Origin of the sequence: Reichenbachiella agariperforans, assembly GCF_900142205.1 — a bacterium.
In the GTDB taxonomy this organism is placed as follows: Bacteria; Bacteroidota; Bacteroidia; order Cytophagales; family Cyclobacteriaceae; genus Reichenbachiella; species Reichenbachiella agariperforans.
Window position 1 is genome coordinate 175175 of record NZ_FRAA01000008.1, and the last position, 14482, is coordinate 189656.

Here is a 14482-nt window from a genome sequence, read left to right on the forward strand (position 1 = left end):
ATGAAACCCAATTGACAACACTGAATCAAAATAAAGTCATTAAACAAATGTTAAGTTTACTAATATGAAACTATACTTGTACGTAAGTTGACAAATAAGAAACCAAAGAAAAGCCATGAACAACATCGTAGTTAGCTGGATCGGTAACAAAATCAAGTCCCTCCGCAACCAAAAAAACCTCTCACTCAACGAACTAAGCAACCAATCCAAAATCAGTAAAAGTCTACTCTCAAAAATAGAAAACTCACGCACGATCCCTTCTCTACCTGTTTTCATCAATATCCTAGAATCACTCGAAGTAGCACCCAAAGATTTCTTTGAAGACATGTACCTAAAAAACGGTCACAATTTCACAGTCGTAAAAAAAGAAGATCGAAAAACAATAGAAAAGGAAGATCGTGTGGGATTCAAGTATCACTCCATCATCAACCAAAGCCTCCTCAACCTCAATGTAGATATCGTACACCTGACAGTAGAACCACACGCCAAATATGAACCCACCAGCACCGATGGTTATGAGTTCAAAATTGTTCTCTCTGGAAAAATCGAATACATCATAGGAGAAGAAAGCACCCTGCTGCAAGAAGGTGACTCGATATTCTTTGACGCCCGTATCCCCCACTATCCCAAAGCTGCCGAGGAACGGGTTCAGCTGCTAGTCATCTATTTTTTATTCCCATAAATAGATGATGAAAGCATCACAAATCAACTAACCTCTATCCAGTACAAACTGAATTCGGTCCTGCATACGTGACACCACTGCGCCCCAATTAAAGGAAGTGCACACGCGATTTCGTCCATACACTGAAAGTATGATGGATTACTACGCCAAAGTGAAAGTCTGATTGGATGAACCGCCCAGTACAGCCTGTCCCGTACTTGATACGGGACAGGCTGTACGCTGGGTGGTGTGAGAGGCGCACTGGCGGTCATTTGATCGTCAGCCGTCTACTCGATTAGGTGTAGTTTTTTATAATTCCAAAACATTTTTAGTTACTTGAGTTAAAACTTCTCTCAGCATTTTATTTTCAGACAAATTTGATTTCTTGTGTAGGTTTTTATTTTCGATTGAAAGGTTGTCAGTTCCATAAAAATCTTTTACATATTTTAGAAGAGAATAATATTGTTCATAATAAACTTCATAAGCCAACTGTTTCTTTTTAGTATCACTACCTAATTGAATTAAATAAAATTCCTGACTATCAACTATCAGATTCTTGCTCAATTCCGCAATTTCACTTGGAATCAAAAATTCATTATTTTGGAATACTGAAGCAATGTTATTTATAATATTTTGATATTCGGATTCTTTTATTCTATTAGGATTGTTTATGATTTTATCAAATTCGGCATTCATTTTATTAAGTTCAAGAAATAAATCTTTGAAGAAATCTATTTGCTCTTTGTAAAGATGTTCTCTTAAAGCATTTCGTCTGTTTTTTAAATTCAAATACAATGTTATTATACTCAAAGTTAGAGTAGCACAAATTCCTATTATGTAAAAAACATCTTTAGTTTCCAATTTCTATCGAGTTTGTTTTAAATTACACACAACGCTCTAGTTGTGCGTCGTGGCGTGTTTAAGTTCGTGTTCTGTTTCGTTTATCTAAGTAGCGAATTCAGAGAATTCGCGGGCTATCAAATAACCACAAATATCGTAACCCACTGACACGACATGGTGTTATAGGTCTTGTTAGCTACTTTTTTTAAATATCTGTTCGAAGATTTGACTCAACTCACAGACTTCTTTGTCTCCAATTCTAGTTGTTGGTAGAAATGAACTCAAATCATCTATTTCCTTAATTTTTTTGATAGCATTTAATGCTTTGGAGGGTTTATCTTCACCTGTTACCCCTTCTGGATAATAGTCCTCAATCACTCCCTTACCAAGGATGAAAATGTTTATGTCTCTGAGGTCTTTTAGTAACTCATGCTTAAGGTCTAAATCCCCTTCAGGATACCCAAGAACTTGTCTTCTCAAATTATTGGATTCCTCTGCAAACAAAAAGTCTATATCTGAAATATCATTGCTAGAAATTGTTCCACCTTCCTTAACTAAAGCAGCAAGCTCTTTTAGACGTACATACTTTTCCTTCCAGTTATATCTTCTCGTTAATTCTTTAATTTTTGACTTTTTTAGGTCAGACTCAAAATCACCTGATTCAGATATGTCATCTAAATTTTTGAGCAATTCTTCTCTTTTTGATCGAATTTCTGCACCAACCTCATATTTATCAAATCCGTCAATTAACATATCTAAGTCAACCAAGGAAAATACTTGGACTTCAAAATGGTGATAAAAATCCGTGTATTTTTTAAGGTTTGATTTACCACTCATTCTTATTATTGGAATGTTTTGGTTGTCAAAATCCCAATTAGGGTTCATGGTTTTGGATAACTCTTTGAGATAAATCAAATCAGAATCGCCTTCAACCAGTAAAACTTTATTTGCGAAGAATGCTGGAGTGCTATTTTCATAACATAACATTTGAAAAGCATCTTTGTAAGATATGTCACGTTCTAGATTTACCGCAATAAGTTTTCCAAATGGCTTTTCTTCATCAGGATATACTTTTTTGACCTTTATAAATGTTCCTGTAGAATTAGCTGAGAAAAAAAGAGGAGAATGAGTAGTAACGAACACTTGATTTAGTTCACTAGATAAACTTTCCAAGGCTTCAAAAAGTATTTTTTGCGCATTTGGATGAAGGTAGAGTTCAGGCTCTTCAAAAAGGAATATGTATGGTTGAGAATTTACGTCTAATGTTTCTCCTTCGTTATTTTCTTCAAACTTTCTCTTTTTATGTTCCTTGAGCTGATCAACGTATGTTCTTAAAAGAGAAAATGTAAGAGCTCTTTTAATTCCATCACCTTTAGTTTCAATTGTGTCTTTAACACCATCATTGATAAATATTTTGGAGTTGCTAAAAACCTGCTTAAGCTCAGGTTTTGGCACACTGATTTCAACTTCTACCTTTGGAAAGTTTTCCTTAAGGTATGTTTCCATTTGATTCTCAATGTTGATTATTTGTTGAATCCTATTATCTGAAATACCTTCTTTCGTTTCAACAACATTGAGTAATCCATGTAATTTTTCAAAGGAGCTTGAGATCTCTTCAAATTCTTCTGTGTTTTCAAGAAACCTTAGAAGGATACCTAAAAGCTTACCAAAGGTTGTAGATTCTTTGGTTTTAACATCATCTTTTAAATCTTTGACAGCCGCGATATAAATTGGTTCTGGTAAAAAGTTTGTGACACTGTTATCAATTCCTGTAGGGAGGTTGGTTATCTGCATTTCAAGACAGTCACTATCAAGATTGTTAACAATTGATTCTATTTTCTCTTTCGCGGCTTTTTGAGTTTTTAGATCAGTTAATTCTGGCTCATATTCAGGCAACATTGTTATTAAGCTACTCGAAATATCAGCACCCTTTTTTCCTTTTAAAAGATTGTTAATATTGTCTTCAGATAATCTTGAATCTTTCGGACCAAGTTTCTTACAATAAAGCTTCGATTTACCATCAGTTTCATAAAGTCTTACTAAGCTTAGCTTACCATCTATGATTAAATCTTCGATTTTCGATTTGTGTTCGGGTGAAAGACGGAGCAGATCTTCATCTGAAATATTAGAAAATTCGAGCTCTATTAATATCTGATCTTCTGAATTGTAAAAATCTGATGGTGAAATTGCGCTACCTGAAAAGAATAGACTTATGGCGATTAAAACCGTTGATTTACCAGCGTTATTTTCACCTATTACGCATGTCAATGCTGAAGGAAAAAAGTCTGCATTCTTTATTCCTCTGTAATTGTCTATGGTAACTCTTGTAATATCCATTTTGGTCAGTTGTAGCTAACATTTCGCTATACGCAATTGCATATATATACTATTGGTATCAAGCTAATCTAGTGGGTTTTTAATGTTTTTCATAGTGTTATGAGCAACATGTGTATAAAGCTCCCTAGTGCCTGCCGTGTCGAGACAATGCTTTTCGTTTCAGTGGTTTTCAGTCACTCTGCGGAAGGCCTAAAACAACAGACAGCCAAGCTGCACACTATTCATTTTACACGCTTAAAAACCACGGCTACCGACACCTCGTCAACCATTGATTTCCTCAAGAATACCTTTTTCCCAGCGTAGCGGCAAGCAAGCAGGTCTTTAAGATCAAAGTACAACCTATATATACCCAAATCTGGGTAGCGGGTCAAAGGCTTTCACCTTTCAGAACGTTTTGAGGAGAGTAATAAAGGTTCGGGTTTCTGCTTGCGCAAGCAGAAGGTCCACCTTGGGCAAGCAGACCGTTGCGCTTGCCCAAGCACAGGCCTCCCCTTGCGCAAGGGGAAGGCCGACCTTGCGCAAGGCCAGATCGGCGCTTGGAGTGTTCCCAGTCGCAGGTGCTACAGGATTTAGGGTTTTCATTTCAATATTTTGCTCGATCTACCCTGTCAAAGACAGACGATACTACTTCTCTTATGAATATGGTTTTTGTCCAATAGAGGAGAAAAAAATACTGGACAGGAAGTGATTCAAAAAGTAATAATCATTCAAAAACAAACTTACATGACCGTGCCCTTTGACCCGTGGGTCTCATGATAGCCGCTAGTCCAGTGATGCTCCTAAGCCTATTTCTAGTCCCTGCCCTCTCTCATACTGCCACAAGCTTACCAAAGAAGATGTACAGCTACTGGCCACATATTTCTTGTTTCCATAGCTACTGTAGTATCTTTGTGCGACATCAATGCTCATGACATTTAATCAGGATCGAAAATCAAATCACAGATGAATATAGAACAAGAACTACTTAAAAGAAGTGAATCCAAATGTGAACTATGCGGCGCGACAGAAACACTCAACGTGCACATCGTCTCTCCAAAATCTGGGCAGGACCTCTCCGAAAACGCAATGATCTGTGGCTCTTGTTTGGAACAAATAGACGACAAAGATAAAATCAACCCCAACCACTGGCACTGCCTCAACGACAGCATGTGGAGCGAAGTACCTGCCGTACAAGTACTCGCATGGAGAATGCTCAACGACTTGATCGCTGAAGGCTGGGCACAAAACCTCCTAGAAATGCTCTACCTCGACGATGACACCCTTGCATGGGCCAAAGAAGGAATGGTCGCTGATGAGCAAAAGGCCATTAAGCATATCGATAGCAACGGCGTACAGCTATCTGCGGGGGATTCGGTTGTTCTCATCAAAGACCTCAACGTCAAAGGTGCCAACTTCACTGCCAAACGTGGCACGGCAGTCCGCAACATCACCCTCACCCATGACAATGCCGAACATATCGAAGGCAAGGTCAACGGACAACACATCGTCATCCTCACCCAGTTCGTCAAGAAGAGCTAGTTAGCATGTAGATTCCTACAAAACCCATACAATCACAAATACTGTTTTTCTAAGGAACAAACCCTACTATCTGATTCAGAGGGATTATCAAATTGAATAATTCAGGTTAAATTGTGCCTTAGACTTAACAACATAAATTCGACAACTATGTCCATAAGTACTGACGCTGAAATGGCAGGGATGCGAGAAATTAGCACCATCGTGGGACTTACCTTGAAAAAAATGCGTGAATATGCCAAGGAAGGCATGCCCACCAAAGAACTCGACGAGTATGGCTATGAAATACTCAAAAAGCATGGAGCAAAATCTGCCCCATTCGAAACCTACGGATTTCCTGGATGGACATGCATCAGTGTCAACAAGGAGATCGCGCATGGTATTCCCTCAGAACAAAAAATCCTCAAAAATGGTGACCTCATCAACATAGACGTGTCTGGAGAGCGTAACGGTTTTTGGGCAGACAATGGCGGATCATTCGTGCTAGGCGAGGATATACATGTACATCAACCACTCATCGAAGCATCCAAAAAAGCCCTCTTCAATGCGATCAACAAAATCCAAGATGGCGTCAAAATATCCGACATAGGACACATCATCGAGTCAGAGGCTAATCGAAGTGGATTCAAAGTAATCAAAAATCTAGCAGGTCACGGAGTAGGCAGAAGCCTCCACGAAAAACCCGAAAACATCCTCAACTACCGAGACAAACATGATCACCAAAGGTTCGAAAAAAACTCTGTCGTGGCGATAGAAACTTTCATCTCTACCAAATCTACCCAAGCTGTAGAACTGAAAGATGGATGGACTTTGGTAGGCAACCGAGGAGGGTTCGTCGCACAGCACGAACACACCATCGTGGTGACTGATGAGCAGCCGATTGTCTTGACAGAAGCCAACGAGATATGGAAGTAAACCTAGCCCCTCGACGATGACCAAAAACATCCGGACGGTTTTACTACTCGCGGTGGTGATCCTAACCCCTCTCCTGCTCTATGCGCTACTTCAGGTCAAATCACTCGAAGAAGACGAAGAGACTGCAAACCAAATCTACCAAAAGCAGTTAGAGACCATCATGTTTTCGCTCAACCAGTATGCAGATGATATGATGGATAGTTGGGTACGAAAACTCACCAACGAAAAACATCCCCTATCCAAAAATGCATCTGATCTGCTACTCGCCAACGAGTCCATCCAAATGCTCGTCATTCGTCAGATGTCTAACCGATCCGACAGCATCTGTGTCAACGACTATGTGATATCTACCGATGATACCCGTCGCAACATCAACAACTGGTACGACTCCAAGGATTCCGTCCTCTTCCAATTGACCAAATACCTCGATGCGGGATTTCAAAAAATCCAACCCGCTACAGACTGGCAAGCCATCAGCGGTCTACAACCAGCCCAATCTGGCATCACAGTCATGCTCTACGACCGTGACTCAACCCTATACAATGCCCTTTTCATCCTAGAGACCAACTACTGGATAGAACAGACATTGGGATCCAAAATGCAAGAATCTGCTCAAGACAACCTCCGAATAGCGGTACTACAATCCGCCGACACCTTAGACACTCCACGCATCGCATTCAGCACGGAAACCTTCGACCTAGACAAAGACTACATACGCAACGAACTCTGGATACTCCCCAATACCTCACTAGCCATACAGACCAAAGGAGAAAGCTACGCTGAACTGATCCGATCCAGAAGCCGAAACAATCTCTACATCCTACTAGCATCCATATCGACGATGCTACTAGGTACACTCATCATGCTCCGAAACATCCGAAACACCGTACGGGTTGCACAGCTCAAATCGGATTTCGTATCCAACGTATCTCATGAGATTCGTACTCCCCTCTCCCTCATCAAAATGTACGCCGAAACCCTCATGCTAGGCAGGCTACCCTCTGAGGAGAAAAAAAAACACTACTATGAGGTCATCCATCATGAAGCCGGGAGACTCACCTACCTAGTCAACAACATCCTTGATTTCTCCAAAATAGAGGCAAACAAAAAGACCTACCGACTCGAAGCTCAGGACCTCAACGAACCCATCCCGCAACTCATAGAACATTACTCACACACCCTACGAGAAAAAGGAATTCGCTGCGAACTATCACTATCCAGTAGTCCACTCCTCGTCAATCTAGATCTTCAGGCATTTGACGAGGCATTGTCTAACCTGATCGAAAACGCAATCAAATACCACGGAGACAGCGATCAACTCAAAATCTCAACCTACCGCAAAGGCGACTATGCTTGCTGCCAAATCCAGGATTACGGCATTGGGATACCCAAAAGTGCACAGCGCAAGATTTTCGATAAATTCTACCGTGTAGAGCACGCCCTAACTCAAAAAACAAAAGGGACAGGACTTGGGTTGAGTCTCGTACAGCATATCATGACCTCTCATGGAGGGCGAGTCACTGTAGATTCGATATTGAATCAAGGCAGTACTTTCACCTTATGTTTTCCACTAAACCAGACCAGCGCATGACTAGAATATTAGTAGTAGATGATGAGCCCGCTATGCGGGAAGGGTTACATGACAACTTGATCTTCGAAGGGTATCAGGTCGATACAGCCAGTGATGGTAGCGCCGCACTAGCTGCACTAAAAGACCAACACTACGACCTCATGGTTTTAGACGTAATGATGCCTGAGATGTCTGGATTCGATGTGTGCAAACAACTGCGCAGTGAACAAAATCCCATCCCCATCATCCTGCTCACAGCCAAAGGAGAAGAAATAGATCGTGTACTCGGATTAGAATTCGGTGCAGATGATTACATCTCCAAACCCTTTAGTGTCCGTGAACTAGTCGCTCGAATCAAAGCCATTCTCAGACGCACACAGCAAGGACAACAAACCGCTTCTCCTCAGCATTTTGAGCAGATCGGGCTAATGCAGGTAGATTTCAAAACCTATGAAGCCAAGTTGGGATCGGAAACAATCAAACTCTCCCACCGAGAATTCGAAGTGTTACACTTCCTCTGGAATCACCGTCAACAGATCGTCAGTCGAGACGATCTACTCAAAAACATCTGGGGCTATGACGAGTTCCCTACCACACGGACTATAGACAACTTCATTCTACGTCTTCGTCAAAAAATAGAAAACAACCCCAACGATCCAAAAATCATCCTGACTGTCCACGGTATGGGGTATAAAATGCTTTAAATTGATTTAAACGTAAGTACCAAAAGGCACCTGTAGTTCTACTCTCGTACCATGTATTTCTCCACTTTCATTCTTAATTTCATTGAGGACCAACTTGATTTTATCCTTGAGTGATTGGTTAACTCGACCTTCCACATCATAGCGCCCACGTGTTGGACTGACACAAAAAAAGGGCTCCCCTTTCGAGAAGCCCTTCACTAACAATCAATAATAATAACCAATACGGTATTTTAATTATCCTCTTCAAGCCCTGCTTTGGCTTGGAGTTCTTCCAACCCCTTTTTGCCGTAGGCCAATTTCGTAATCACGATATAGAGTACTGGCACGATGAAGATCGCTAGGAAGGTCGCAGCGAGCATCCCGCCGATCACGGTCCACCCGATCGTCTGACGCGCGACAGCTCCCGCACCAGAAGCCAACGCCAACGGCACGACTCCCAATATAAATGCCAAAGACGTCATCACAATCGGCCTCAATCTCAATTTGACCGCCTCCAGTGTAGCTGCGACGATTTCCATCCCACGGTCTACCCGTTCTTTGGCAAACTCCACGATCAAGATAGCATTCTTAGCAGCCAGACCTATCAGGGTAATCAAACCAATCTGCGCATAGACGTTGTTGCTCAGGTGTGGCAAGAACATCAACGCCACGATCGCTCCAAAAGCACCCAAAGGCACTGTCAGCAAGATCGAAAACGGTACAGACCAACTCTCATACAGTGCAGCGAGCAGCAACAACACAATCACGATTGACAGTCCAAAAATCGCTACCGTGGCATTGCCTGACGACAGCTCCTCACGGCTCAGCCCTGAAAAATCATAACCATAGCCTGCTGGCAGCACTTCATCCGCCACCTCTTTGAGTGCCTCCATCGCTTGACCACTACTGTAGCCCGGTGCTGCAGCCCCATTGACTTCTGCCGATCGGAAGAGGTTGTAGTGAGAGATCACCGGTGCACTTTCCTTGACGTGATAGCTGACCAATGCACTCAGCGGTACTGATTCGCCGTTGCGGTTTTGGACGTAATACTTTTCTAGATTTTTGATATCCATGCGATAGCTCGTATCGGCCTGAGCCACGACGCGGAAGTTTCGACCGTAGCGCGTGAAGTCATTGATGTACTGGCTCCCCATAAACGACGACATGGTTGCAAAAACATCCGATACGGACACACCCAATTTCTTGGCTTTCTCTCGGTCTACATCTACTTGGTAGCCCGGTGCTCGTGCGGTAAAGAAGCTATAGGCCATCGCAATCTCTGGTCGCTGATTGGCTGCCATGAGAAATTGCCCCAAGACTCCTTCGAGCTCCTTGACCTCTCCGCCAGCACGCTGCTCCAGCATGAAACTGAATCCCCCTGTGTTACCCAAACCTGGAATCGCAGGTGGAGACACCACGCGAATGGTCGCTTCGTGTACACTCGCAAATGCGGCATTGAGCTGACCGATCACTCCCTGCAACTGCATGGATGGATCTTTTCTTTCCTCCCAAGGATGCATCTGGATGAAGTAGGTCGCTGAGTTGGATTTGAACGAGAAGTTGATCGCATTCAGTCCAGCGATACCCGTGTAGTTTTTGATCGCGGGGTGCTCGCCGAGTGTCGCACCTACTTTGTCCATCACTTCCAGTGTACGTGCCGTAGACGACCCTTCGGGCAGTTCCATCGCGATGAAAATACGTCCTTCATCTTCCGTTGGGATAAATCCAGTCGGTTTGATGTTGAACATCCCCACCGTGCCTACATAGATACATACTAGCGCGATCAATACCATCGGCGTGGCTTTGATGGCCTTCCGGACACCATTGCCATAAGACTCAGTAGTCCGCTCAAACCAAGTATTGAACTTGAAGAACAGCCCATTGATACCCGTAGATTTCTTGGACAAATTCATCGGACGCAGCATCAGCGAACAAAGCGCTGGTGTCAGTGTCAGAGCGACAAAAGCCGAAATCAATACCGAAATCGCAATCGTAATCGCAAACTGCTGGTACAATCGTCCTACGATACCTGGGATGAATCCCACCGGAATAAATACAGCCGCCAAGATCAAAGCAATCGCAATAACTGGCGCAGTGATGTCTTTCATCGCTCGGCGTGTGGCTTCTTTGGGCGAAAGCTTGAAGTGATCGATGTAGTGCTGTACTGCCTCTACCACCACAATCGCGTCATCCACTACGATACCAATCGCAAGGACGAAACCAAACAGCGTCAGTGTGTTGATGGTGAAGCCCAAGGGAATAAAAAAGATGAACGTACCCACAATCGAAACCGGAATTGCCAAAATCGGCACCAAAGTCGCTCTCCAGCTCTGCAAGAACAGGAACACCACGATCGTCACGAGCAGCAAGGCTTCAAACAGCGTATGCAACACTTCCTCGATCGACACCTCTACCACAGAGACCGACTCAAAAGAGACCACATAATCCACATCATTAGGAAATGCTTTCTTCAACTCTTCCAATGCTTCGTTGACCCCATCGGCCGTCGTGAGGGCATTGCTACCCGGCGCTTGATAGATCAAAAGCAGCGCCGTAGGGTCTCCATTGACCACAGACGCACGGCCATAGTCGAATCGACCAAACTCGATGCGCGCGATATCTTTGAGATAGACCAAAGAGCCATCTTCGGGGTTAGTACGAACGATGATATCTTCAAATTCTTCTTTTGACGACAGTCGGCCGTTGACAGTGATCGGGTACTCGAAAGCCTGATCATCTACCTGCGGCATAGCGCCTACTTTCCCCGCCGCGACTTGGAGATTTTGCTCCTGTATCGCTGCACTGACTTCTTGTGTACGGATCCCATACTGAGCCATCTTGTCTGGCTTGAGCCAAAGTCTCATCGAGAAATCCTGCCCTAGAGAAGTAATATCCCCCACACCTGGCACACGCAACAAAGCGTCTCGCACGAAGATGTTGGTATAGTTGTCGAGGTAGCCTACGTCGTGTGTCCCGTTTGGAGAGTAGATCCCTACCACCATCATGATGCTCGGATTACGCTTGCGTACGACGATACCGAGACGCTTGACCGCCTCTGGGAGTGTCGGTTCGGCGATGCTCACTCTGTTTTGCACATCCAATGTGGCAATATCCACATCGGTCCCCACCTCAAAGGTGACGTTCATTTGCATCTGTCCCGTACTCGTACTGTTGGATGACACGTAGGCCATACCCGGAGTACCGTTGACCTGTGTCTCCACAGGAGTCGCGACCGTCTGCTCTACGGTCTGGGCATCTGCCCCTGTATAATTACCCGAAATCGACACCACTGGGGGCGTAATCTCCGGATACTGGGTCACAGGCAGGTTCATGATCGCCAAGGTCCCCGTCAACAGCAGCAAGAGCGAGATGACGATCGAGGTGACCGGGCGTTTTATAAATACATCAGATATCATTCTTCTATGTTATGTTTTGAACCGAATTGATTAATTGTTGCTCACGACCTCTACTGCTGATCCTTCGCGTAGTTTCTGGATGCCGTTGACGATGAGTTTTTCGCCTCCCTTGAGCCCGTCACGTACGACGATATCTCCACCGACAATGCTACCGAGTTGGATACGGACTTGATGTGCTTTACCGTCTTGGACGACATAGACGAAGTACTCGCCCATCTGCTCGACAACTGCTTTGTAAGGGATCGCAATTTGCTTTCCATGGTCTTGATTAAGTACCTTGACATCCACAGTCATCCCTGGAATCAGGTCCTTCTCCGGATTAGGAAAACTCAAACGGATCGTCAGTGTCCCCGTCTGACGGCCTACTGCACGATCGATGGCTATCACCTTTCCCGAATAGGGGTACTTGCTGCCGTCACTCAACGCCATGGTAAACAACGAATCAGGCTGCTCCTCACGTTTCAGCCTGTTGAATCGTGGAATTTCCTTTTCGTTGATCACGAAATCTACCGCCACAGGATCGTCAGACGAGAGCGTATTGAGCAATGGCTGACCGGGCGATACTTGCGCACCGACGCGAACTTGATGTATCCCGATGGTCCCAGCGAATGGTGCTTTGATCGTAGAGTACTGCAAGTCATTGGTCGAAGAAGACAATTGCGCTTTGGCCGCATCGACTTGCGCTTTGGCTGTTTGGAGGTCTGCTTTGGCGTAATCTACTTTTTGCGCAGCGATGGCATCCTGCTCGCGCAGTGCTTCGTAGCGCTTCACGTCCTGCTCTATTTTTGCCAAATTGGCTTCTGCCGTAGACACATTTGCTTTGGCTTGATGATAGGACGCGATATATTTGGTTCGGTCTATTTCATAGAGTTTCTGCCCCTTTTTGACTGTTTCGCCATCTTTGACGAAGATTTCGGTAATGTATCCAGACAGTTGAGGACGAAGTTCCACTTCGTTGACCGGTACGACAGTAGCTGGATAGCTATCCAAACTTTCCACTTCTTTGGACAATACGTCCATGGCCGTCACAGTCGCTGCTCCTGCCATTCGAGGCGCACCATTCCCACCCGTACATGCGGTCACGGCTACTGCGGCTAGGACTATCAGGATGGCGTTGAGATATAAATTTCGATGTATGTTCATGGTTTTTTGAAAGATCATTGTTGTCAATTGATTTCGATGGTTCCGATGGATTTTTGGAAGTCCAGTTTGCTAGATAGCAACTGAAATACCGCATTGAGATAGTTGAGTTGGGCTGTCTGCAATTCGGTCTCCGCTACGATTACCTCCAAGTAGGTTTTGATGCCTTCGTCGTATTGTAGTTTGATGGTTTTGTAGACATCCGCTGCGAGATCGGCATTGCTACGGAGTGTTTCCATGTCGTAGTAGTCGCTCTTGTATCCTGCGAGTGCCGTCTGATACTCGGTGCTGATCACACGCTTGGCATCTTCCAGTGTCACGTCGAGTCGCTCTTCTTGGAGCTTGGCGATCTTGATTTGTTGGTTTCGCTTGTTGCCCGTGAAAATCGGAATGCTAGCCGTCAACCCTATGCTCGACGTGGTGTAGTTGTTGTTGTACAGACTCGTGAAATCATCGTGAAAGTACTGCGGGCTATAATTGGCATACGCCGAAATCGTCGGGATCAAGCCCATCTTATAGTATGACGTGTTGAGCTTGAGCAACTCCATGTCCGTCTGCAACTGTCGGTACTCGATGCGACTCTCGATCGCTAGATTCTGCGTGGTATCCAACAGAATATCACTCTCCAAGATCTGCTTTGTATCGTACTCCAGATTGAACTGCTCCTCCATCGGCAAGCCCATCAGCTGTCTGAGGTATGCAAACTTGGCCTTGAGCGACTCCTCGGTTCTCTTCTTGGCACTTCTCGAATTGGCCAAAGTGATGCTAGCCCGCTGGTAATCGGTCTTGTCCACCATACCATTGTCGTACTGTGCACGCGAATCGTTGTACTGCTTCTGCTGACGCACGATGTTGCCCTGCAGGATATTGAGCTGCTCGCGTGTCAACAAGATGTCGTAAAACGCCTTGCTCACATCCACAACCGTACTGATCTTGCTCGATACGATGTTTTGTTCGAGCTGTCGACGGCTATGCTTCGCAGCTTTGCTCGCCAAGAGCACCTCGTTGCTATAGAGCGTCTGGTCAGCGCGCAGAGACAAGTTGGAATTGTACTTCTGACCGATCTGCACGACATTGCCAGCAAACACAGTACTCTGCAACTGGGTGTTGTTGACCAAGCTGTAGCTCCCCGTGATCTGTGGCAGCCAAGCCGACAAACTGGCGTTGATCTCATGGTGACCGATCTGCTCATCGATCATCGTTTGCTCCATGTCTGGTCGGTGCTCCAGCGCAAAAGTAATACACTCCTCGAGTGAATAACTCTGCTGCGCCGACACGTGAAGCGTCGTGACCAGGCATAGTATGATTAAGAAACTGAGTTTTTGTTTCATATGATTTCTACTCTCTTTGTTGTTAATTATGTTTTGACAATAGTTTTCCTATGCCTGATTATCTCCCAGACACA

General features: G+C 44.5%; 11 protein-coding genes. 5 read left to right on the plus strand and 6 right to left on the minus strand.

Annotated features, from left to right (window positions below):
• Window positions 1–115: 115 nt before the first annotated feature.
• A complete protein-coding gene (locus tag BUB99_RS17500; protein ID WP_073124692.1) occupies window positions 116–682 on the plus strand; it encodes a helix-turn-helix domain-containing protein in 567 nt (188 codons plus the stop codon).
• Between the two features lie 288 nt (window positions 683–970).
• On the opposite strand, the gene BUB99_RS17505 is transcribed toward BUB99_RS17500, so the two are convergent.
• The 3 genes from BUB99_RS17505 to BUB99_RS20475 all read right to left on the minus strand — a co-directional run bounded on the left by BUB99_RS17505 (window position 971) and on the right by BUB99_RS20475 (window position 4747).
• Window positions 971–1522, minus strand: a complete 552-nt coding sequence (locus BUB99_RS17505) for a hypothetical protein (RefSeq protein WP_073124693.1) — start codon at window positions 1520–1522, stop codon at window positions 971–973.
• Between the two features lie 171 nt (window positions 1523–1693).
• Window positions 1694–3838, minus strand: coding sequence for an AAA family ATPase (locus BUB99_RS17510; protein ID WP_073124695.1), 2145 nt, complete (start codon window positions 3836–3838; stop codon window positions 1694–1696).
• A gap of 762 nt (window positions 3839–4600) precedes the next feature.
• Entirely contained in the window at window positions 4601–4747 is a 147-nt protein-coding gene (locus BUB99_RS20475) for a hypothetical protein (protein ID WP_170863837.1), read from the minus strand.
• 33 nt (window positions 4748–4780) lie between these two features.
• On the opposite strand from BUB99_RS20475, the gene BUB99_RS17520 reads away from it, so the two are divergent.
• From BUB99_RS17520 to BUB99_RS17535, 4 genes are all read left to right on the plus strand, one after another.
• Window positions 4781–5356, plus strand: coding sequence for a PhnA domain-containing protein (locus BUB99_RS17520; protein WP_073124698.1), 576 nt, complete (start codon window positions 4781–4783; stop codon window positions 5354–5356).
• A 147-nt stretch (window positions 5357–5503) separates the two neighbouring features.
• The gene (gene map / locus BUB99_RS17525; RefSeq protein WP_073124700.1) at window positions 5504–6268 is read left to right on the plus strand and encodes a type I methionyl aminopeptidase; all 765 of its coding nucleotides are present in this window, start codon (window positions 5504–5506) and stop codon (window positions 6266–6268) included.
• A 16-nt stretch (window positions 6269–6284) separates the two neighbouring features.
• Window positions 6285–7859, plus strand: coding sequence for a sensor histidine kinase (locus BUB99_RS17530; protein WP_073124702.1), 1575 nt, complete (start codon window positions 6285–6287; stop codon window positions 7857–7859).
• Window positions 7856–8542 carry a response regulator transcription factor gene (locus BUB99_RS17535; protein WP_073124754.1) on the plus strand — a complete coding sequence of 229 codons (687 nt, stop codon included), beginning with the start codon at window positions 7856–7858 and terminating at the stop codon, window positions 8540–8542. The genes BUB99_RS17530 and BUB99_RS17535 overlap by 4 nt, the downstream gene beginning before the upstream one ends.
• Window positions 8543–8772: 230 nt before the next feature.
• Here BUB99_RS17535 and BUB99_RS17545 read toward each other — a convergent pair whose 3' ends face one another.
• From BUB99_RS17545 to BUB99_RS17555, 3 genes are read right to left on the minus strand one after another with little or no spacing between them, the layout of a single operon-like run.
• Window positions 8773–11937 (minus strand): efflux RND transporter permease subunit, encoded by a 3165-nt coding sequence (locus BUB99_RS17545; RefSeq protein WP_073124705.1) that lies wholly within the window; start codon window positions 11935–11937, stop codon window positions 8773–8775.
• 30 nt (window positions 11938–11967) lie between these two features.
• Window positions 11968–13080, minus strand: coding sequence for an efflux RND transporter periplasmic adaptor subunit (locus BUB99_RS17550; protein WP_073124756.1), 1113 nt, complete (start codon window positions 13078–13080; stop codon window positions 11968–11970).
• Window positions 13081–13103: 23 nt separating this feature from the next.
• Window positions 13104–14408, minus strand: a complete 1305-nt coding sequence (locus BUB99_RS17555) for a TolC family protein (RefSeq protein ID WP_073124706.1) — start codon at window positions 14406–14408, stop codon at window positions 13104–13106.
• Window positions 14409–14482 lie beyond the last annotated feature (74 nt).